The 21,547-nt window shown below is 67.7% G+C and carries 20 protein-coding genes; 12 read left to right on the top strand and 8 right to left on the bottom strand.

The annotated features are described in order from the left end of the window. Positions 1-3 precede the first annotated feature (3 nt). From APZ15_RS14250 to APZ15_RS14235, 4 genes are all read right to left on the bottom strand, one after another. Positions 4-1,155 (bottom strand): DegT/DnrJ/EryC1/StrS family aminotransferase, encoded by a 1,152-nt coding sequence (locus APZ15_RS14250; protein ID WP_027787199.1) that lies wholly within the window; start codon positions 1,153-1,155, stop codon positions 4-6. A gap of 130 nt (positions 1,156-1,285) precedes the next feature. Beyond that, positions 1,286-1,657, bottom strand: coding sequence for an EamA family transporter (locus APZ15_RS14245; RefSeq protein ID WP_027787200.1), 372 nt, complete (start codon positions 1,655-1,657; stop codon positions 1,286-1,288). A gap of 13 nt (positions 1,658-1,670) precedes the next feature. Further along, a complete protein-coding gene (locus tag APZ15_RS14240) occupies positions 1,671-3,347 on the bottom strand; it encodes a glycosyltransferase family 39 protein (protein ID WP_027787201.1) in 1,677 nt (558 codons plus the stop codon). Between the two features lie 123 nt (positions 3,348-3,470). After that, complete coding sequence (locus tag APZ15_RS14235; RefSeq protein WP_027787202.1) at positions 3,471-3,845, bottom strand: Mth938-like domain-containing protein; 375 nt, start codon at positions 3,843-3,845, stop codon at positions 3,471-3,473. Positions 3,846-4,160: 315 nt separating this feature from the next. Here APZ15_RS14235 and APZ15_RS14230 point away from each other — a divergent pair, with 315 nt between their 5' ends. The 6 genes from APZ15_RS14230 (at position 4,161) to APZ15_RS14205 (ending at position 10,534) form a co-directional block, all read left to right on the top strand. Then, on the top strand, positions 4,161-5,399 hold the full coding sequence (locus APZ15_RS14230) for a pyridoxal phosphate-dependent aminotransferase (protein ID WP_027787203.1): 1,239 nt from the start codon (positions 4,161-4,163) through the stop codon (positions 5,397-5,399). Between the two features lie 52 nt (positions 5,400-5,451). Further along, positions 5,452-6,780, top strand: coding sequence for a homoserine dehydrogenase (locus APZ15_RS14225; RefSeq protein WP_021156505.1), 1,329 nt, complete (start codon positions 5,452-5,454; stop codon positions 6,778-6,780). Between the two features lie 14 nt (positions 6,781-6,794). Next, positions 6,795-8,246 (top strand): threonine synthase, encoded by a 1,452-nt coding sequence (gene thrC, locus APZ15_RS14220; RefSeq protein ID WP_027787204.1) that lies wholly within the window; start codon positions 6,795-6,797, stop codon positions 8,244-8,246. 276 nt (positions 8,247-8,522) lie between these two features. Continuing rightward, positions 8,523-9,770: a molybdopterin molybdotransferase MoeA gene (locus tag APZ15_RS14215; protein ID WP_027787205.1), complete on the top strand. Its 1,248-nt coding sequence runs from the start codon at positions 8,523-8,525 to the stop codon at positions 9,768-9,770. Between the two features lie 19 nt (positions 9,771-9,789). Continuing rightward, positions 9,790-10,047, top strand: coding sequence for a molybdopterin converting factor subunit 1 (gene moaD / locus APZ15_RS14210; protein ID WP_011352296.1), 258 nt, complete (start codon positions 9,790-9,792; stop codon positions 10,045-10,047). Positions 10,048-10,057: 10 nt separating this feature from the next. Continuing rightward, positions 10,058-10,534: a molybdenum cofactor biosynthesis protein MoaE gene (locus tag APZ15_RS14205; RefSeq protein ID WP_027787206.1), complete on the top strand. Its 477-nt coding sequence runs from the start codon at positions 10,058-10,060 to the stop codon at positions 10,532-10,534. Positions 10,535-10,613: 79 nt separating this feature from the next. Here APZ15_RS14205 and APZ15_RS14200 read toward each other — a convergent pair whose 3' ends face one another. Then, a complete protein-coding gene (locus APZ15_RS14200) occupies positions 10,614-11,174 on the bottom strand; it encodes a group III truncated hemoglobin (RefSeq protein ID WP_027787207.1) in 561 nt (186 codons plus the stop codon). A 254-nt stretch (positions 11,175-11,428) separates the two neighbouring features. Here APZ15_RS14200 and APZ15_RS14195 point away from each other — a divergent pair, with 254 nt between their 5' ends. Both APZ15_RS14195 and clpB read left to right on the top strand, forming a co-directional pair. Further along, complete coding sequence (locus tag APZ15_RS14195; protein ID WP_027787208.1) at positions 11,429-11,947, top strand: Rrf2 family transcriptional regulator; 519 nt, start codon at positions 11,429-11,431, stop codon at positions 11,945-11,947. A 157-nt stretch (positions 11,948-12,104) separates the two neighbouring features. Next, complete coding sequence (gene clpB / locus APZ15_RS14190; protein ID WP_027787209.1) at positions 12,105-14,702, top strand: ATP-dependent chaperone ClpB; 2,598 nt, start codon at positions 12,105-12,107, stop codon at positions 14,700-14,702. A 128-nt stretch (positions 14,703-14,830) separates the two neighbouring features. On the opposite strand, the gene APZ15_RS14185 is transcribed toward clpB, so the two are convergent. After that, positions 14,831-15,262, bottom strand: coding sequence for a YidB family protein (locus tag APZ15_RS14185; protein WP_027787210.1), 432 nt, complete (start codon positions 15,260-15,262; stop codon positions 14,831-14,833). A gap of 88 nt (positions 15,263-15,350) precedes the next feature. After that, positions 15,351-15,962, bottom strand: a complete 612-nt coding sequence (locus APZ15_RS14180; protein ID WP_027787211.1) for a ComEA family DNA-binding protein — start codon at positions 15,960-15,962, stop codon at positions 15,351-15,353. A 290-nt stretch (positions 15,963-16,252) separates the two neighbouring features. On the opposite strand from APZ15_RS14180, the gene APZ15_RS14175 reads away from it, so the two are divergent. Beyond that, positions 16,253-16,714: a MerR family transcriptional regulator gene (locus APZ15_RS14175; RefSeq protein WP_027787212.1), complete on the top strand. Its 462-nt coding sequence runs from the start codon at positions 16,253-16,255 to the stop codon at positions 16,712-16,714. Then, entirely contained in the window at positions 16,698-17,132 is a 435-nt protein-coding gene (locus APZ15_RS14170) for a carboxymuconolactone decarboxylase family protein (protein ID WP_027787213.1), read from the top strand. Before APZ15_RS14175 ends, APZ15_RS14170 begins: the two co-directional genes overlap by 17 nt. A 25-nt stretch (positions 17,133-17,157) precedes the next feature. On the opposite strand, the gene APZ15_RS14165 is transcribed toward APZ15_RS14170, so the two are convergent. After that, entirely contained in the window at positions 17,158-19,071 is a 1,914-nt protein-coding gene (locus APZ15_RS14165) for a sigma-54-dependent Fis family transcriptional regulator (protein ID WP_027787214.1), read from the bottom strand. 536 nt (positions 19,072-19,607) lie between these two features. Here APZ15_RS14165 and APZ15_RS14160 point away from each other — a divergent pair. Both APZ15_RS14160 and APZ15_RS14155 read left to right on the top strand, forming a co-directional pair. Next, entirely contained in the window at positions 19,608-20,666 is a 1,059-nt protein-coding gene (locus APZ15_RS14160) for an ATP-NAD kinase family protein (protein ID WP_027787215.1), read from the top strand. 59 nt (positions 20,667-20,725) lie between these two features. Next, the gene (locus APZ15_RS14155; protein ID WP_027787216.1) at positions 20,726-21,502 is read left to right on the top strand and encodes an SDR family NAD(P)-dependent oxidoreductase; all 777 of its coding nucleotides are present in this window, start codon (positions 20,726-20,728) and stop codon (positions 21,500-21,502) included. The last annotated feature ends 45 nt before the right edge of the window (positions 21,503-21,547 follow it).

Raw genomic sequence — 21,547 nt, 5'->3', positions numbered from 1 at the left:
CGCTTAATTTCCGTATTGTTCGCAAATCTGGTTGATGGCGTCGACCACGCGACGCACATCGCCTTCCGTCATCTGCGTGAAGAGCGGCAGCGTGACGGTCGACGCGCCGTACCGTTCGGCGTGGGGGAACATGCCCTCCTTGAAGCCGCGCGCACGGTACAGCGTGAAAAGATGGATCGCCGGGTAGTGGATGCCCGTGCCGATGCCGCGTTCCTTCATCTGCGCCATGAACTCGGCGCGGGTGATCGTCAGCCGCTCGAGCGGCAGCGTGATCAGGAACATGTGCCAGTTGCCGTTCTCGAATTCGGCGACCGGCAGGCCGACGCCGAGCTTCACGGCCGCGCTGCCGTCGAATGCGGCGAAATACGCGCGGGCGAGCGCGCGGCGCTGGGCGGTGAAGCGTTCGAGGTGCGGCAGCTGGCCCAGGCCGACGCGCGCGGCGACGTCGGTCAGGTTGTACTTGCCGCCGAGCACGTCGCAGTCCATTCCGTCGAAGCCCGTGCGCGTGATGCCCTGCAGCCGGTACTTCTGCGCGAGCGTCGCTTCTTCCTCGTTGTTCAGCACGAGCGCGCCGCCTTCGATCGTCGTGAGGTTCTTGTTCGCGTGGAAGCTGAACGACACGATGTCGCCGATCGCGCCAATGCGCTTGCCGTTCCACGTCGAACCGAACGCCTGCGCGGCGTCCTCGATCACGCGCAGCTTGTGTGCGCGCGCGATCGCGTACAGGCGGTCCATGTCGACCGGCAGGCCGGACAGGAACACCGGGATGATCGCCTTCGTGCGCGGCGTGATCGCCTGCTCGAGCTTGTCGAGGTCGATGTTGCGCGTGACGGGATCGATGTCGGCGAACACGGGCGTCGCGCCGGTCTCGAGGATCACGTTGCTGGTCGAGACCCACGACGCCGGCGTCGTGATCACCTCGTCGCCGGGGCCGACGCCCGCGATGCGCAGGCCGATCTCGAGCGTGCAGGTGCCCGAGTTGAACGCGCGGACGGGACGGCCGCCGCAGTATTCGGACAGCGCCGCTTCGAATTTCTGGCTTTGCGGGCCCGTGGTGATCCAGCCCGAACGCAGCACTTCGACGACGCCCTGGATGGTTTCCTCATCGATCTCGGGGCGGGTGAACGGCAGAAACGGAGCGGTAGTCTGGCTCATGTACGCTTTGGCCTGTAATGGCGTGTAATAAAAGGGTCGGGCGATCCCGGCCGAAACCGGCATTAAACACCGGTTGGCGGAAACGCACCGTGATTTTTTGTAGGCGGACGCTTAACGCGGCGGGGCATGCTCAGCTTCGCGCGAGCACCAGCACGCCGATCAGGATGATGCCGATGCCGACGAGCCGCTGGACCGACAGCACCTCGCCGAACAGGTACCAGGCCGCGAACGCGTTGACGACGTAGCCGAGCGACAGCATCGGGTACGCGATCGACACGTCGACCCGCGACAGCCCGAGGATCCAGACCACGACGCTCAGCACGTAGCAGCCGAGGCCGCCGATGATCGGCAGCTGGGTGGCGATCTTCAGCCCGACCGGGATGATGTTCGCACGGCTGAACTCGAAGTGCCCGACGGCGTTGACGCCGGCCTTCAGCAGCAGTTGCGCAACGGCGTTGAGCATCACGCCGGTGACGATGCAGACGAGCGAAACGGGATTCATGCGATGGGCGTCCTTACGATTGCGGTTTCTCGACGATCACGCGACGGTTGTCGCGCGCAATCACGCGCATCGGCACGCCTTGCTTGACCAGGGCGTCGTACTGGCCGGGCGGCATGATCGCGAGCGCATGGGTTTCCTGCTTCCAGCGCGTGATCCATTCGTCGACGGTCGGAATCCACTTGTTCGGCTCCATCGAGATGCCGAACCCGAGCTCGTCCTGGCGCTGGACCATGATCGTCGTGTGGCCCATGTAGAACGGGAACGTGTGATCGAGCATCTCGATCGAGTAGAACGGCGTGTCGGGCGGCAGTTTCGCCAGCTCGGCGCGCACCGTCGGCGCGAGCAGCGCGCCCGAGCTGTAGCGGCCGAACTCGTCGTGCCCGGTGCCGCCGATCGTGCCGAAGGCGAGCCACGCGGCGCCGAACGCGGCTAGCGCGGCGGCGACGCCCGCGCGGCGGTTCAGCCAGGCGGCCGCGAGCGTCAGCGCGGCCGCGACCGCGAGGCCCGCGTACAGCCACATCTGGAACGCGCGGTACAGCGCGTTCGGCGTGCGGGCATCGCCCTGGTACGCGAGGAAGATGATCCCGAACGCCGCGGCGACGAAGAACACGAGGTAGCCGAGCAGGTGGCGGCGGAACCGGTCGGCGGTCATCAGCGGCAGGTACGCGCCGATGATCAGCGCGAGCGCCGGCGCGACCGGCAGCACGTACGAGATCAGCTTCGAATGCGACGCGCTGAAGAACAGGAAGATGAATGCGCTCCAGATCAGCAGCACGAGCATCGGCGAGAAGCCGTTCGGCTGGCGCGGCATCCGCAGCGCATGGCGGATGCTCTGCCACGCAACCGACAGCCACGGCAGGAAGCCGACCAGCAGCACGGGCACGAAGTAGTAGAGCGGGCCCGGACGGTTCTGTTCCGGGGTCAGGTACCGGCGGAACTGCTGGACGATGAAGAAGAAGTTGAAGAATTCGGGGTTGCGCTGCTGGACGAGCACGAACCACGGCGTGACGATCGCGAAGAAGATCACGAGGCCGCTCACCAGGTACAGGCGCTTCCAGAGCGCCCAGTCGCGCGCGATCAGCGTATAGAGCACGAGCACGGCGCCGGGCAGGATCAGGCCGACGAGGCCCTTCGACAGCACCGCGAAGGCCATCGCGGCCCAGCACGCCCACATCCAGCCGCGCGCCGCGGCCGGGCGCAGCCCGGGCCGCTGCGCGAGCAGCAGCGAGCACAGCGACAGCGCCATCCAGAACGCAAGGCCCATGTCGAGCGCGTTGAAGTGGCCCATCAGGTTCCAGTACGGCGACGCCGCGAGCACGACGGCGGCGAGGAAGCCCGACAGCGGGTTGAACAGGCGCGCGCCCGTGAAGCCGACCAGCAGCACGCCGGCGAAGCTCGCGAGGGCCGTGTAGAGGCGCGCCTGCCATTCGCCGATGCCGAACCACGCGAACGTGAGCGCGTTCATCCAGGTCTGCAGCGGCGGCTTCTCGAAGTACTTGTAGCCGTTGTAGCGCGGCGTGATCCAGTCGCCGGTGACAAACATCTCGCGCGCCATTTCCGCGTAGCGGCCTTCGTCGCTCGGGATCAGGTGGCGCAGCCCGAGCGGCGCGAACCAGACGATCGCGAGCGCGACGACGAGGAGGACGAGCGTGATGCGGTTGAGCGGTAGCCTCGACGGCGTATCGTTCATGGATTTTCAGCCTGTTGGTTGTTGTGACGAGCCGCCGGCGGGTTGCGCCGGGGGCGGGCGGCCTGGCCGGGCCGATCCGGGGATCGACCCGCTGCGCCGGCCCGAGTTTTACCGCATCGGGGATTAACGTTCAATTAAGAGCGCGGCGGCGACTTTGCGGCCTTCGGCCATCAGGATGTTGTAGGTGCGGCAGGCAGCCTGGAAATCCATCGTCTCGACGCCGATCCGCTTGGCCGTGAGCGCCGCGACGAGCCGCGGGTGCGGGAAGCGCAGCCGTGCGCCGCTGCCGAAGATGACGAGTTCGGGCGTCGGGTCGAGCAGCATCGCGAAATGCTCGGGCGCGAGCGCGTCGAACGACGACACCGGCCACATCTGGACCGGCGCGCCGGGCAGCACGATGACGCTCGTTTCATGGCGTTCGAGATTGACGTCGACATAATCGGGGCCGTAGCCGGTGACGGTGTTGAGCGCGCCGCTCGTGTCCTGGTGCAGTTTCAAATCGGTATTCCGCGGTTCCGTAGGGGAATGTGTCGCAGGGCCACAGGGGCCCGGAGGGCCGGTTTCGCTTGCCCGGGCACGCGGGACGCCTGACGGCGTGGGCCCGGCGCGGCTATGGTGCATTGCGAAAGTCGGCCAAAATCCGCTAAATTATAACTTTTTGGTCGCCCCCGGGCGCCACTTGCGTCGCGCGTCGCCACAAGCCGCGCCCGACCGCCCGCTTTTCCCCAGTCTAGACAGCGCGCACAGACCGGCCGCTTTCCAGTTTTGATCCCGTCCCCCCGGCCGCAAGGCCAACCCAGGAACCGTGTCGTCGTGAAACCGATTCAGAAGTCGAACAAGCTGCTCAACGTCTGCTACGACATCCGTGGCCCGGTGCTCGAGCACGCGAAGCGCCTCGAGGAAGAAGGCCACCGCATCATCAAGCTGAACATCGGCAACCTCGCGCCGTTCGGTTTCGATGCGCCGGACGAGATCATCCAGGACATGATCCGCAACCTGCCGACGTCGTCCGGCTATTCGGATTCGAAGGGCGTGTTCTCGGCGCGCAAGGCCGTGATGCACTACACGCAGGAAAAGGGCGTCGTGGGCGTCGGCCTCGACGACATCTACATCGGCAACGGCGCGTCCGAGCTGATCGTGATGGCGACCCAGGCGCTCCTGAACGACGGCGACGAGGTGCTGCTGCCCGCGCCCGACTACCCGCTGTGGACGGCGGCGGTCAGCCTGTCGGGCGGCACGCCGGTGCATTACATCTGCGACGAGCAGAACGCGTGGATGCCCGATCTCGACGACATCCGCCGCAAGATCACGCCGAACACGAAGGCGATCGTCGTGATCAACCCGAACAACCCGACGGGCGCGCTTTATTCGGACGAATTGCTGCTCGAACTGCTCGAGATCGCGCGCCAGCACGGGCTGATCGTGTTCGCCGACGAGGTGTACGACAAGATCGTCTACGACGGCCTCGAGCATACGGCGCTGGGTTCGCTGTCGGAGGACGTGATCACCGTCACGTTCAACAGCCTGTCGAAGAGCTATCGCTCGTGCGGCTACCGCGCGGGCTGGATGGCCGTGTCGGGCCTCGGCGGCGACAACCGCCGGCGCGCGAAGGATTACCTCGAGGGGCTCGGCATCCTGTCGTCGATGCGGCTGTGCGCGAACGTGCCCGGGCAGTTCGCGATCCAGACGGCGCTCGGCGGCTACCAGAGCATCAACGAGCTGATCATGCCGAGCGGGCGCCTGTACAAACAGCGCGAACTCGCGTACGACATGCTCACGTCGATCCCGGGCGTGACCTGCGTGAAGCCGCAGGCCGCGCTGTACATGTTCCCGCGCCTCGACCCGAAGCTTTATCCGATCCAGAACGACCAGCAGTTCATTCTCGACCTGTTGCTCGAGGAGCGCGTACTGCTCGTGCAGGGCACGGGCTTCAACTGGACGACGCCGGACCACTTCCGCGTGGTCTTCCTGCCGAATCTCGACGACCTGACCGATTCGATCAACCGGATCGCACGCTTCCTCGACGGCTACCGCAAGCGCCATTCGGCCTGAGCGGCAGGACCACACGGCACTCACTACTTCTTACTCATCGATCACACGCAGCATGGAACCGATCAAAGTTGGCCTGTTGGGCTTCGGCACGGTGGGCAGCGGCACCTTCACGGTGCTGGGCCGCAACCAGGAAGAAATCAAGCGACGCGCGGGGCGCGGCATCGAGGTGACGCGCATTGCGGTGCGCAACCCGGCCAAGGCGCTGGCTGCGCTCGGCGGCGATGCCGGCGCTGCGCAGATCACCGACGATTTCAACGCGGTCGTCGATGATCCGTCGATCGCAATCGTCGCCGAGATGATCGGCGGCACGGGCATCGCGCGCGACCTCGTGCTGCGCGCGATCGCGAACGGCAAGCATGTCGTGACGGCCAACAAGGCGCTGCTCGCGGTGCACGGCACCGAGATCTTCGAGGCCGCACGCGCGAAGGGCGTGATGGTCGCGTTCGAGGCGGCCGTCGCCGGCGGCATCCCGATCATCAAGGCGCTGCGCGAGGGCCTGACCGCGAACCGCATCCAGTACATCGCAGGCATCATCAACGGCACGACCAACTACATCCTGTCGGAAATGCGCGATCGCGGGCTCGACTTCGCGACCGCGCTGAAGGCCGCGCAGGAGCTCGGCTACGCGGAAGCCGATCCGACCTTCGACATCGAAGGCGTCGACGCCGCGCACAAGGCGACCATCATGAGTGCGATCGCGTTCGGCGTGCCGGTTCAGTTCGACCGCGCATACGTCGAGGGCATCAGCAAGCTCGACGCGACCGACATCCGCTACGCGGAAGAACTCGGCTACCGGATCAAGCTGCTCGGCATCGCGCGCCGCGCCGCAAACGGCATCGAGCTGCGCGTGCACCCGACGCTGATCCCGGAAAAGCGCCTGCTCGCGAACGTCGAGGGCGCGATGAACGCGGTCGTCGTGCATGGCGATGCGGTCGGCACGACGCTGTATTACGGCAAGGGCGCGGGCGCGGAGCCGACCGCGTCGGCCGTGGTCGCGGATCTCGTCGACGTCACGCGCCTGCACACGGCGGACCCAGAGCATCGCGTGCCGCATCTCGCGTTCCAGCCGGACAGCCTGTCGAACACGCCGATCCTGCCGATCGAGGAAGTGACGAGCGGCTACTACCTGCGCCTGCGCGTCGCCGACCAGACGGGCGTGCTGGCCGACATCACGCGCATCCTCGCCGCATCGGGCATCTCGATCGACGCGCTGCTGCAGAAGGAATCGGAGCAGATCGACGGCGCGAACGGCGAGACCGACATCATCCTGATCACGCACGAGACGGTCGAGAAGAACGTCAACGCGGCGATCGCGCAGATCGAGAGCCTCTCGACGGTGGTCTCGAAGGTAACGAAGCTGCGCATGGAAGCGCTGAACTGAGGACGGAAGGCGACATGAACTACATCTCCACGCGCGGCGCCGGCATCGGCGAGCGCCACACGTTCTCCGACATCCTGCTCGGCGGCCTCGCGAAGGACGGCGGGCTGTACCTGCCGTCCGAATATCCGAAGGTGTCGGCCGACGAGCTCGCGCGCTGGCGCACGCTGTCGTATGCGGATCTCGCGTTCGAGATTCTGTCGAAGTTCTGCGACGACGTGCCGGCCGACGACCTGCGCGCGATCACGCGCCGCACGTACACGGCCGACGTGTACCGCAACACGCGCCATGGCGAGAACGCGTCCGACATCACGCCGCTGAAGACGCTCGGCACCGAGAACGGCGCGGCGCTGTCGCTGCTCGAACTGTCGAACGGCCCGACGCTCGCGTTCAAGGACATGGCGATGCAGCTGCTCGGCAGCCTGTTCGAGTACACGCTCGCGAAGCACGGGCAGACGCTGAACATTCTCGGCGCGACGTCCGGCGACACGGGCAGCGCGGCCGAATACGCGATGCGCGGCAAGGCCGGCGTGCGCGTGTTCATGCTGTCGCCGCACAAGAAGATGAGCGCGTTCCAGACGGCCCAGATGTTCAGCCTGCAGGATCCGAACATCTTCAACCTCGCGGTCGAAGGCGTGTTCGACGACTGCCAGGACATCGTGAAGGCGGTGTCGAACGATCACGCGTTCAAGGCGCGGCAGAAGATCGGCACGGTCAACTCGATCAACTGGGCGCGCGTCGTCGCGCAGGTCGTGTACTACTTCAAGGGCTACTTCGCGGCGACGCAGTCCAACGACGAGCGCGTGTCGTTCACGGTGCCGTCGGGCAACTTCGGCAACGTCTGCGCGGGCCACATCGCGCGGATGATGGGCCTGCCGATCGCGAAGCTCGTGGTCGCGACCAACGAGAACGACGTGCTCGACGAGTTCTTCCGCACGGGCGCGTATCGCGTGCGCAGCGCCGAGAACACCTATCACACGAGCAGCCCGAGCATGGACATCTCGAAGGCATCGAACTTCGAGCGCTTCGTGTTCGACCTGCTCGGCCGCGATCCGGCGCGCGTGATGCAGCTGTTCCGCGACGTCGAGGAGAAAGGCGGCTTCGATCTCGCGGCGAGCGGCGATTTCGCACGGGTCGCCGAGTTCGGTTTCGTGTCGGGCCGCAGCAGCCACACGGACCGCATCGCGACGATCCGCGACGTGTTCTCGCGTTACGACACGATGATCGATACGCACACGGCCGACGGCGTGAAGGTCGCGCGCGAGCATCTCGACGCGGGCGTGCCGATGGTCGTGCTCGAGACCGCACAGCCGATCAAGTTCGGCGAGACGATTCGCGAGGCACTCGATCGCGAAGCCGAGCGTCCGGCCGCATTCGACGGGCTCGAGGCGCTGCCGCAGCGTTTCGAGGTCGTGAAGGCCGACGCGCAGCAGGTGAAGGACTTCATCGCCGCCCATACGGGCGCATGACGCATGGCCGGGCCGCGGGCCCGGCTGTGCAGGACGGCCGGAATGCCGATTCGTCGAACGGATCGGGGTTCCGGCCGTTTCGTTTGGCGGTGCCGCTCCGTGCAGGCGTTCGGCATCCCGCCGCGCGGCTGCCGTCAAACCGGCATCGCGCGTGAAACAAGTGCCAGACCCGCGCGCTCGCGCGAATCACAGTTTCCGCATGTCCGCCATATCGCGCGCCCGCGCGACGGCGTCGCTACAATGGCGTATTGCATCCAACGATCCCCGATTCCATCGATGTCGAACCCCAATCCCGCGGCGCCGCGCGCGCCGATGCTGTCGACCGCCGAGGCGCTCGCCGCGCTGCTCGACGCCGCGAAGCCGTTGCCCGGCGTCGAAACCGTCGCCACGCTCGATGCGCTCGGCCGCGTGCTGGCGGCCGACGTGAGCTCGCCGCTCGACGTGCCGCCGATGCATACGAGCGCGATGGACGGCTATGCGGTGCGCGTCGCCGACCTGCTGCATGGCGAGCGGCGTTTGCCGGTGTCGCAGCGCATTCCGGCCGGCCATCCGGCCGCGCCGCTCGCAGCCGGCACGGCCGCGCGGATCTTCACCGGCGCGACGGTGCCGCCCGGCGCCGACGCTGTCGTGATGCAGGAGCAGGCGTCGGCCGACGGCGACGCGGTCGAGATCCTGCACACGCCGAAGGCCGGCGAATGGATCACCGCGCAGGGCGCGGATATCCGGCAGGGCTCGGTGATCCTGCCGGCCGGCACGCGGCTCACGCCGCAGGCGCTCGGTCTTGCCGCATCGGTCGGCTGCGCGCAGTTGCCGGTCGCGCGGCGGATTCGCGTCGCGGTGTTCTTCACCGGCGACGAACTGACGATGCCGGGCGAGCCGCTGAAGCCCGGCGCGATCTACAACTCGAACCGCTTCACGCTGCGCGGGCTGCTGGAGCGGCTCGGCTGCCACGTGACCGACTACGGGATCGTGCCCGATTCGCTCGCCGCGACGCGCGACACGCTGCGCGCGGCCGCGCGCGATCACGACGTGATCCTGACGAGCGGCGGCGTGTCGGTCGGCGACGAGGATCACGTGAAGCCGGCCGTCGAGGCCGAAGGGCGGCTCGCGCTGTGGCAGATCGCGATGAAGCCCGGCAAGCCGCTTGCCTACGGCGCGGTGCGCCGTGGCGACGATCGCCCCGATGCGCACTTCATCGGGCTGCCCGGCAACCCGGTATCGAGTTTCGTCACGTTCCTGCTGTTCGTGCGGCCGTTCCTGCTGCGCCTGTCCGGCGTGCGCGACGTCGCGCCGCGCGCGCTGTCGCTGCGCGCCGACTTCTCGCAAGGCAAGGGCGACCGCCGCAACGAATTCCTGCGTGCCCGCGTGAACGCCGCCGGCGGCCTCGACCTGTTCCCGAACCAGAGTTCGGCGGTGCTGACGTCGACGGTGTGGGGCGACGGCCTGATCGACAATCCGCCGCAGCACGCGATCAGCGCCGGCGAGACCGTGCGTTTCATTCCGTTTTCCGAACTGCTGTCGTAACGCGACGGCTTCCCGAACCATGAAGATTCAGCTGAAATTTTTTGCAAGCGTACGCGAGGCACTGGGTGTTGCCGACGAGCAGGCCGACGTGCCGGACAGCGTCACGACCGTGGGCGACGTGCGCGCATGGCTGCGCGTGCGCGGCGGGGCATGGGCCGAGACGCTCGCGGAAGGGCGCGCGCTGCGCATGGCGTGCAATCACGAGATGACCGATCCCGATACGCGGCTCACCGAAGGCTGCGAAGTGGCGTTCTTTCCGCCGGTGACGGGCGGTTGAGGCACCGGCGATGGCAACGGTACGAATCCAGACCGACGACTTCGACCTGAACGCCGAGGTCGCGGCATTGCGTGCGCGCAACCCGAAGATCGGCGCGGTCGCGTGCTTCGTCGGCACGGTGCGCGATCTGAACGAAGGTGATGCGGTTGCCGCGATGGAACTCGAGCACTATCCGGGGATGACCGAGAAGGCGCTCGAGAAGATTGCGGCCGAGGCCGGCCTGCGCTGGCCGGGCATCGACGTCGCGATCGTGCATCGCGTCGGCAGGCTTCTGCCGCTCGACCAGATCGTGATGGTCGCCACGGTTGCGTCGCACCGCGGCGACGCGTTCGCGTCGTGCGAGTTCGTGATGGACTACCTGAAGACCGAAGCGCCGTTCTGGAAGAAGGAAACCACGCCGGACGGCGAGCGCTGGGTCGACGCGCGCAGCACCGACGATGCCGCGCTCGCGCGCTGGGGGATCGAATCGGGCAATACGCGGCGCTGAGCGCGGCGTCGGCATCGTGCGGCAAGGTGCTGCATGCGCGCAAGCGCCGCGCGTGACGGCAACCCGTGATGGCAATCCGTTACGCGTCCGGATCGGTGCTGCGCCCGATGATCTTCGTTGGAAACGGCTCGCCGCGGGCACGCGACGGCAACGCGTGCGGATCGTCGTCCCCGCCGCGGCGGCGCGGTGCGATCGCGTCGAGCAGCGCCTGCTGCTCGGGCGGAATCCGGTAATCCCAGCCGAAGCGGCTCAACTGCAGGCTCTGTGCGATCCGCAGCGCCGGCTCCATGAAGCGGACCGCCGCGGGCGGTGCGTAGCGCGCCTCGACGGTCTTCAGGAACAGCGACAGCCAGCGGCTGAAATGGGCCGGCTCGATCCCGTCGAGCGGCTGGTGCGCCTGCTGCACGTTGCCGCGATAGCCCTTGGTGCCGAGCACGAGGCTCGACCAGAACGTGACCATCTTCGGCAGGTGGTCGTCCCAGCGGCCGGCCAGCTTTGCGTCGAACACGGGCCCGAGCAGCGGATCGGTGCGCACGCGGTCGTAGAACGCGTAGACGAGATCGCGGATGTTCTCTTCGGTCGGCTCGGCGTCGCGAGGGCGGGCCGGTGCGGTATCGGGCGAGGCGGGCAGGACGGTCATGGCAAAAAGGGGGCCGGGAGAGACAGACAACGACGGGGCGGCGGCGCGGGCATCGTGCAGGACGCCGGCCGGATTTTGACGCAAAATAGCGACCAACGACCCCTGAAAAACGTGTAGATGTCACGCATCTTATTGCGCGCGCGCCCTCCCGGCAACCCGGGGCCGCGGAACAGGGCTGTCGACCGGCCCCGTGCGCATCCCGATCGGCCCGGCTCACGTAATTGGGACACGATCGATCTCTTCCGTATTCACCCATGAGACTCACCGACTACACCGACTATTCGCTGCGCGTGATGCTTTACCTTGCCGTGCGCGGCGAGGGACTCGCGACGATCCAGGAGATCTCGGACGCCTACGGCATCTCGAAGAACCATCTGATGAAAGTCGTGCAGCAGCTCGGCGAGCTGGGGTGGGTCGACACCGTTCGCGGCCGCAATGGCGGGCTGAGGCTGTTCCCCGAATCGCTGCAACTGACCGTCGGTGAGGTCGTGCGCGCAACCGAGAGCGACTTCGCGCTGGTCGGCTGCTTTGCGGCCGAAGGTGAGTCGCGCGGCTGCGTGATCGAGCCGCAGTGTCGCCTGAAGGGCGTGCTGGCGGCCGCGCGCGATGCGTTCTTCGCCGAACTCGACCGTCACACGCTCGGTGAACTGGTCGAACCCGCTGCGCCGCTCATGGCGCTGCTCGGCATTCGCCCGGTCGTGCGCGTGCATCCCGCCGCGCCGTTGCCGGAAGACGCGCCCGTGTCCGTCGAGCCGCCGTCGACGGCCGGCTGATACGCGAGCGCCGCGCTCCGCGGCCCGGCAGCGGCCCGTCCCGGGGCCGCTTCGAGGATATCCATCGATTTTTGCGCTGAATCAACCCAAATTTCGCTTGAAAGCCGCATAACCATCCTTATCTTGGTGTTAATCGAAAATTGGAGGTCTCGACAAAATGAGAATCGACAAGCTCACCACCAAGTTCCAGGAAGCACTCGCTGACGCGCAAAGCCTTGCGGCTGGCCGCGACAATCAATACATCGAACCCGTTCACGTGCTGGCCGCGCTGGTCGCGCAGCAGGACGGTTCCGCCCGCTCGCTGATGTCGCGCGCGGGTGTTCACATCCAGGCGCTGCAAGGCGCGCTGAACGAAGCAATCTCGCGCCTGCCGCAAGTGACGGGTACGGGCGGCGACATCCAGATCGGCCGCGAACTGGCCGGGCTGCTGAACCAGGCCGACAAGGAAGCGCAGAAGCTCAACGACACGTTCATCGCGAGCGAGATGTTCCTGCTCGCCGTGTCCGACGACAAGGGCGAAGCCGGCAAGCTCGCGCGCCAGCACGGCCTCACGCGCAAGTCGCTCGAAGCCGCGATCGCCGCGGTGCGCGGCGGCTCGCAGGTGCATAGCCAGGATGCGGAAAGCCAGCGCGAGGCGCTGAAGAAGTACACGGTCGACCTGACCGAGCGCGCCCGTGCGGGCAAGCTCGATCCGGTGATCGGCCGCGACGACGAAATCCGCCGTTCGATCCAGATCCTGCAGCGCCGCACCAAGAACAACCCGGTGCTGATCGGCGAGCCGGGCGTCGGCAAGACCGCGATCGTCGAAGGGCTCGCGCAGCGGATCGTCAACGGCGAAGTGCCCGAGACGCTGAAGGGCAAGCGCGTGCTGTCGCTCGACATGGCCGCGCTGCTCGCCGGCGCGAAGTATCGCGGTGAATTCGAGGAGCGCCTGAAGGCGGTGCTCAACGACATCGCGAAGGACGAAGGCCAGACGATCGTCTTCATCGACGAAATCCACACGATGGTCGGCGCGGGCAAGGCCGAAGGCGCGATGGATGCGGGCAACATGCTGAAGCCGGCGCTGTCGCGCGGCGAGCTGCACTGCATCGGCGCGACCACGCTCGACGAATACCGCAAGTACATCGAGAAGGATGCCGCGCTCGAGCGCCGCTTCCAGAAGGTGCTCGTCGACGAGCCGAGCGTCGAGGCGACGATCGCGATCCTGCGCGGGCTGCAGGAGAAGTACGAACTGCACCACGGCGTCGACATCACCGATCCGGCGATCGTCGCCGCGGCCGAACTGTCGCACCGCTACATCACCGATCGTTTCCTGCCCGACAAGGCAATCGACCTGATCGACGAAGCCGCTTCGAAGATCAAGATGGAAATCGATTCGAAGCCCGAAGAGATGGACAAGCTCGACCGCCGGCTGATCCAGCTGAAGATCGAGCGCGAAGCCGTGAAGAAGGAGCAGGACGAAGCGTCGCAGAAGCGCCTGCAGCTGATCGAGGAAGAGATCGAGCGCCTCGGCCGCGAATATGCGGACCTCGAGGAGATCTGGACCGCCGAGAAGGCCGCGGTGCAGGGCAGCGCGCAGTTGAAGGAAGAGATCGAGAAGGTGCGTGCGGACATCGCGCGGCTGCAGCGCGACGGCAAGCTGGAGAAGGTCGCCGAACTGCAGTACGGCAAGCTGCCGCAGCTCGAGGCGCAGCTGAAGCAGGTCACGCAGGCCGAAGAGCAGGAGCAGCACAACCCGACGCGGCCGCGCCTGCTGCGCACGCAGGTCGGCGCCGAGGAAATCGCGGAAGTCGTGTCGCGTTCGACCGGGATTCCGGTGTCGCGGATGATGCAGGGCGAACGCGAGAAGCTGCTGCACATCGAGGAAAAGCTGCACGAGCGCGTGGTCGGCCAGCATGAGGCGATCGGTGCGGTGGCCGACGCGATCCGCCGTTCGCGCGCGGGTCTCGCCGATCCGAACCGTCCGTACGGCTCGTTCCTGTTCCTCGGTCCGACGGGTGTCGGCAAGACCGAACTGTGCAAGGCGCTGGCGTCGTTCCTGTTCGATTCGGAAGAGCACCTGATCCGCATCGACATGAGCGAGTTCATGGAGAAGCACAGCGTCGCGCGGCTGATCGGCGCGCCGCCGGGCTATGTCGGTTACGAGGAAGGCGGCTACCTGACGGAAGCCGTGCGCCGCAAGCCGTACAGCGTGATCCTGCTCGACGAGATCGAGAAGGCGCATCCGGACGTGTTCAACGTGCTGCTGCAAGTGCTCGACGACGGCCGCATGACGGACGGGCAGGGGCGCACGGTCGACTTCAAGAACACGGTGATCGTGATGACGTCGAACCTCGGCTCGCAGGTGATCCAGGCGATGACGGGTGCGCCGCAGGAAGAGATCAAGGACGCGGTGTGGCTCGAGGTGAAGCAGCATTTCCGCCCCGAGTTCCTGAACCGGATCGACGACGTCGTCGTGTTCCATGCGCTCGACCGCAGCAACATCGAGTCGATCGCGAAGATCCAGCTCGCCCGCCTGCACGACCGGCTCGCGAAGCTCGACATGGCGCTCGACGTGTCGCCGGCGGCGCTCGAACAGATCGGCAAGGTCGGTTACGATCCGCTGTTCGGTGCGCGGCCGCTGAAGCGCGCGATCCAGCAGGAGATCGAGAACCCGGTCGCGAAGCTCATCCTCGCGGGCCGTTTCGGTCCGAAGGACGTGATTCCGGTCGACGTCAACGACGGCAAGTTCGTGTTCGACCGCGTCGTTCACTGATCGCCTGCCATCGGCTGCCCGCCCGGTTCGCGCCGGGCGCGCAAAAACAAACACCCCGCCTCGGCGGGGTGTTTGCTTATGGGGCGGCCGAAACCGCCGCCGGGGCTGTCAGCCGGCGCGGTGCGGGCTCAGCCCTGCTTGTTGCCGCCGAACATGCCGGCGAGTTGCGTGAGCGCGCCGAGCACGTTCGACGTATCGATCTGGCCGCCTGCCGGCACTTCGCCGTTCGGCGTCGCGCCGTTGACGACGTGCGGCAGCACCTGCGCGAGGATCGACGAAGCCTGCGACGGATCGATGCCGACCTTGCTCGCGAGCGAGCCGACGACGTCGGAGCCGAGCACGTTCTGCAGCGTGTCTGCCGAGATCGGCTGGTTTTCGCCGTTGCCGACCCACGAGCCGATGATGTCGCCGGCGCCGCCCGCCTTGAACTTCTCGATCAGGCCGTTCAGGCCGCCCGGCTGGTTGTTGATGAATTCGAGCGCGGTCGTGATCAGCGCGCTTTGCGAGTTGCCGCCGGCCTGGCCGCCGAGCAGACCGCCAACGATGTCGAGGAGACCCATGGTGCTTCACCTTTACTGAAAAGGGCGTCGTGACGACGACGCCCGTTGAACGAATGCCGCGCGCACGCCGTCGCGCGCGCGGCGCACATCAGGCGCCCGACGCCGCGGCGGCGGAGGCTGCCTTGTCCTTCTTGCTTTTCTTCTTCGAACCCTTCGTCGCCTTGGCCGACGACGCCGCGGCGGGTGCGCTCGCACCCGCGTCGGCGGATGCCGCCGCGGCCGCGGCGGCCTTTTCCTTCTTCGATGCGCGCTTGGCCTTGGCCGGTTTCGCCGCCGTGTCCGGCGCGCTTGCCGCCGGTGCCGGCGCAGTGGCCGTCGTACCGGCCGTCGTGGTCGTGGACGTCGACGCGGTGCCTGCCGACGTCGTTGCCGACGGGGTCGCCGGTGTCGTCGCGGCCGGCTTCGACAGCTTCACGCCCTTCGGCGGCGTCGACGAGCCGCCGATCGTCAGGCCGTTTTCCTCGAGATGGCCGACCGACTTCGTGCCGAGGCCCTTTACGCGGTTCGCGAGATCGTCCGCGTCCTTGAACGGGCCGTTCTTGGTGCGTTCGTCGATGATTGCCTTCGACTTCACGGGCCCGAGACCCTTCACGGATTCGAGCGCGGCCTGGTCGGCCGTGTTGACTTCGACGGCCGCGGCAAGGCCTGCGGCGAGTGACAGCGACAGCGCGACGAACAGCATCAGCAGCTTTTTCAGCATGGCAAAGGCTCCCTGGTTCTGATTCTGACGGATGAATGGCTGTTGCAACGGACGGCGGGCGAGACTTGGCCGGGCGTCGCCGTTAAGCATAGGACAAATGCGTGCCCTTTTTAAGACAGGCTGACCGAATCTTGCTGAAGGCTTGCGGCGCTGTAAAGACCGAAACCCGCGCCGGGCAGCGGTTTTGACCATTCTTTACGGTGTCGCGGGGTGTCGTGGGTCGTCGTCGCGCTGGCCGTTCGAAAGCGCTTGACTTAGAGTTGACTCTAACTCCTAACCTTGTTCCTGCCATGTCGAAAACCGTATCCAAACCTTCCGCCACCGGTCCGCTGACGATCGGGCAAGTCGCCGAGCTGACCGGCTTGTCGACGCATACGCTGCGGTACTACGAGCAGGCCGGCCTGCTGCGTGCGATTTCGCGCACGGCGGCCGGGCACCGGCTCTATGCGCCGGCCGACCTTGACTGGCTGGCCTTCGTGATGCGCCTGAAGGCGACCGGCATGCCGATCGCGCAGATGCAGGAATTCGCGGCGCTGCGCGCGCAGGGCGAGCTGACCTTCGGTGAGCGGCGCCGCCTGCTGGTCACGCATCGCGACGCGGTGCGCGCGCATCTCGCGGAGCTGCAGGCGAGCCTCGACGTGATCAGCGACAAGATCGCGTACTACGAGGCACAGGAGCGCGATGCGGCACGACGGGCAAAACCCTCTCACTCCCCATCGGAACAGGACGGACACCATGGAACGACTCGTTGAAGACCGCTACACGCGCGGCTGGAACAAACTGAAGGAAATCGACGGGGAGGCGGGCGAACGCGTGATCGCGGCGCTCGCGCCGATCGCCCCGGACTTCGCACGGCTGCTGGTCGAGTTCGGCTTCGGCGACATCTACAGCCGGCCGCAACTCGACCTGAAGGCGCGCGAGATTGCGACGATCTCGGCGCTGGCCGCGCTCGGCAACGCGCAGCCGCAGCTGAAGGTGCATATCGAGGCCGCGCTGAACGTGGGCTGCACGCGCGACGAGATCGTCGAGGTGTTCATGCAGATGTCCGTGTACGCGGGTTTCCCGGCGGCGCTCAACGCGCTGTTCGCGGCGCGCGAGGTGTTCGCGCGGCTCGACGAAGCGGCCGGAGAGACAAGCGACGCGAACGACGCGGTCGGGCAGCTCGCGTGACGGGGCGCGCGCCGGCACCCGCACGTCACGCGCGGTGCGGCGCGACGATCCGATGCTTCGCGATGCGCCGGTACAACGTCGCGCGCGAGATGCCGAGCGCCTGCGCGGCGGCGTCGGGCCGCCAGCGGTGCGCGGTGAGCGCGGCGACGATGCGGCCGCGCTCGTCGTCAGGCAGGGCAGTCGATGCGCCGCCGAGCTGCGCGGCGATATCGGCCGGCAGATCCTGTCGCGTCACGCGCGCGGCGTCGCACACCGCGCACGCATAGCGCAGCACGTTGCGCAGCTGCCGCACGTTGCCGGGCCACGGGTACGCGGCGAGCTGTTCGGCGAGCGTTGCATCGAGTGTCAGCACGTGGCCGGTTGCCTGCGCCTCCTCGGCGAACACGGTGGCGATCACGTCGCGCACGTCCGCGCGCTCGCGCAGCGGCGGCAGTTCGAACGTCGCGCCGCTCAGCCGGTAGTACAGATCCTCGCGGAACGTGCCGTCGGCCACCATGCGCGCGAGATCGCGGTGCGTCGCGCAGATCACGTCGAGATCGACGCGCACGGGCGTATCGCTGCCGAGCGGCACGACCTCGCCATCGGCGAGCACGCGCAACAGGCGGGTCTGCAGCGCGAGCGGCATGTCGCCGATTTCGTCGAGGAACAGCGTGCCGCCGTCGGCGAGTGCGATCTTGCCGCGCGCGCCGTGCTTGCGCGCGCCGGTAAACGCGCCGGCCGCATAGCCGAACAATTCACTCTCGATCAGTGCTTCCGGCAGTGCGCCGCAGTTGACGGCGACGAACGGCCGCGCGCGCCGCGCGCCGGCGTCGTGGATCGCGCGCGCGAACACTTCCTTGCCCGCACCGGTCTCGCCGAGCACGAGAATCGGCAGCCGCTTGCTTGCGACACGCAACGCGAGTTCGGCCTGTTGTGCGATATGCGCGTCACTGCTGTGCAGGAACGGCGTCAGCGCGCCGACGTGGCGTTGCGTGGTGCCCGGGCGGCGCGAGGCCGTGCCGGGCTCGCGGCCGGTGCGCCGTAGCGGCGCGCGCAGCCGCGCATAGAGCGGCGCGCCGGTCGCGCGCAACCGCAGCGCGACGATCGCATCGAGCCGCGCGGCATCGCGCAGCGGCATCTCGGTCGCATCGAAGATCTCGTCGATATGGCGCGGTTCGCGCAGCGCCGGCAGTGCGTCGCGCGCCTGCCGGTTCGCGGCGACGATATTGCCGCATTCGTCGAACGCGATCAGCCACTCGGGTTGCGCTTCGACGTAGTGACGATTCGGATGCCCGAACAGGATCCAGTGCTGCGCGGTGCTGTGCACGAAGTAGCCGTCCTCGATCAGCGCCGCGCTCTGCCGTACGAGCTGATAGACGAGACGCTGGCTGTCGCGGCCGTCGGGCGATTGAACGGCCGACGCGTCGAGCACGCCGATCAGCTCGCCGCCCGGCGAGAAGATCGGCGCCGCGCTGCAGGTGAGCGTCGTGAAGGCCGCGCGAAAGTGATCGGTCTTGTGCACGGTGATCGGCGCGAGATCGGTCAGCACGTTCGCGACACCGCAGGTGCCTTCCTCGCTTTCCGACCAGCACGAGCCGATGTGCAGCCCCGCGTGGCGGAAGTCGTTGCGGCGCTCGCGGTCGATCCGGTAGTCGATCGTCACGCCGTGCGCGTCGGTCAGCATCACGCAGTAGTCGGCGACGCGGATCATGTCGTGCAGCCGCGTCAGGCACTGGCCCGACGCGCGCAGGAAGGCCTCTTCCTTGTCGCGCACTTCGCGCAGCTCCGCCGCGGTCAGCACGCGCGGGCCGATCGACGAAGCGGGGTCGAGACGGTAGCGCTCGAGCGACCGTTGCCACGATGACACGAGGCGCGTGGATTCGGCCGGCGCGGGCAGGCGTCCGGCGAGCGCGCCGAGCACACGGTCGGCGTGCTGGGCCTGGGGGACGGCGTAAGGCATGGTCGGCTCCGGTTCCGTACGGCGGGGAATGCGATGTTCTTGTAGCACATCCCGTTCGACGGATCACATTGCATCGCAGCACGCGGCGGGCGTGAGACGTTCGTCTCACCGGTATCGCGCGCTGTCTCGTGTCGCTGAGACGCGCGCATGTGCGGCATGCGCGGATCGTCCGGCATGACGCGGCCCGCGCGGCGCCGCGACAGCGCGGGGTTTGCGGGCGCAACGGCGCGCTTGCACCGGCGTCGCGGCGGCCGTTTCGTCGCATCGACGGGGTGAGACGAACGGGCGGAATTGCCGCGCGCGCCGTGGCTCCGGCAGCGAACCGGCGGCGTCGACATGCCCGCCGCGCCAGCGTGCACACGGGTTTCACGGACATCGCACGCTCGATGGCACGCCGCTTGCAGAGATCACGGGCAGGTCGGCGCGGTCGCGTCGACGATGAAGATCCGCCGCCCGGCGATGGCAGCGGACGAGACGGGCAGGGCCGCGGCGTACAGCAATGCGCCGGGGCCGGCCAACTGGATGGAGACGAACCCGTGACGACGCCCGTTACCGTCGGCGTGATCGCGAACCCCGCATCGGGGCGCGACATCCGCCGCCTCACGACGCATGCCTCCGTGTTTCCGACGGCGGAGAAGGCGAACATGATCGTGCGCCTGCTGGCCGGCCTCGGCGCGATGGGCGTCGAGCGCGTGCTGACGCTGCGCGACCGCACGGGCATCGCGACGCTGCTGCTGCGCGCGATCGACACGCATCGCGCGGTCGCGCCGCACGAGCGCTGGCCCGAGGTCGAATTCGTCGACCTGCCGATCACCGATACCGTCGCCGACACACAGGCCGGTGCCGCGTACCTGCACCGCATGGAAGTCGCGCTGATCGTCGTGCTCGGCGGCGACGGCACGCATCGCGCCGTGGCCGCGCACTGTGGCGCGACACCGCTCGTCGCGCTGTCCACCGGCACCAACAACGCGTTTCCCGAACATCGCGAGGCAACCGTCGCGGGCGTCGCGGCAGGACTCGCCGCGACCGGCGCGGTGCCGGCCGAAGTCGCGTTCACGCGCAACAAGCGGCTCGTCGTGCGCTGCGTGGCGGGCGCGCAGCCGGGGCGCGAGGAGATCGCGCTCGTCGACGTGTGCGCCGCGCGCCAGCGCTTCATCGGCGCCCGTGCGATCTCGGGGTCCGACGACATCGATTCGCTCTACCTGACGTTCGCGGAACCGGACGGGATCGGCCTGTCCGCGCTCGGCGGCGCGTGGGCGCCGCTCGAACGCAGCGCGCCGCACGGGCTCGCGATGCGCTTCGCGGCCGAAGGCAAGGCGGCCGGCACGCCGCTCGTCGCGCCGATTGCGCCGGGCCGCATCGATCGCGTCGTGATGCGCAGTTGCGAACGGCTCGAGCCGGGCGCGTGGCAGACGATCCCGTTCGAGCGCGGCACGCTCGCGTTCGACGGTGAACGCGAGATCGAGGTCGCGCGCGGCGATCGCTACGAGATCTCGCTCGACTGGCGTGGGCCGCTGACGGTCGATGTCGGCCGCACGCTGCGCTACGCGTCGTCGCGGCAACTGCTGCGCGATGCCGGCGCGTGGCACGACTGAGTCGCTGCTGTTTCGCATGACGTTTCGACTTCCATAACGATCCTCAAGGAGACATTGCCATGACGGCTTCACTCGAAGGACAGGTCGCCATCGTCACGGGCGGCGCGCGCGGCATCGGCCGCGGCATTGCGCTGACGCTTGCCGGCGCGGGCGCCGACGTCCTGCTGGCCGACCTGCTCGACGACGCGCTCGACGCCACCGCGCGCGAGGTACGCGCGCTCGGCCGGCGGGCGGCGGTCGCGAAGGTCGACGTCACGCAGGCCGCGCAGGTCGACGCGATGGTCGCGCAGGCGCTCGCCGAACTCGGCCGGCTCGACATCCTCGTGAATTGCGCGGGCGTGATCAGCATTCATCCGGTCGCCGAACTGACCGAGCGCGACTGGGATGTCGTGATGGACGTGAACGCGAAGGGCACCTTCCTCGGCTGCCGCGCGGCGCTCGCGCACCTGAAGGCGCAGGGCCGCGGCCGGATCATCAACGTCGCGTCGATCGCCGGCAAGGAAGGCTTTCCGAATCTCGCGCACTACAGCGCATCGAAATTCGCGGTCGTCGGCTTCACGAACGCGCTCGCGAAGGAGCTTGCGCGCGACGGCGTGACCGTCAACGCGATCTGCCCCGGCATCGTCCGTACCTATATGTGGGACCGGCTGTCCGACGAATGGAAGGCCGACGGCGAAACGGTCGAGGAATCGTGGCAGCGGCACCAGTTGACGCTGATCCCGCAGGGCCGCGCGCAGACGCCGGAGGACATGGGCCGGCTCGCGCTGTTCTTCGCGACGATGGACAACGTGACGGGCCAGGCCGTGAACGTCGACGGCGGCTTCACGTTCCACTGACGGCCGCAGGCCGTGCAATCCGTCGCCACGGCATCGCCGCGGCGG

Source organism: Burkholderia cepacia ATCC 25416, assembly GCF_001411495.1.
Lineage (GTDB): Bacteria > Pseudomonadota > Gammaproteobacteria > Burkholderiales > Burkholderiaceae > Burkholderia > Burkholderia cepacia.
The sequence above is the reverse complement of the archived record's forward strand: the minus strand, read 5'-3'. Positions and strand labels throughout refer to the sequence as shown.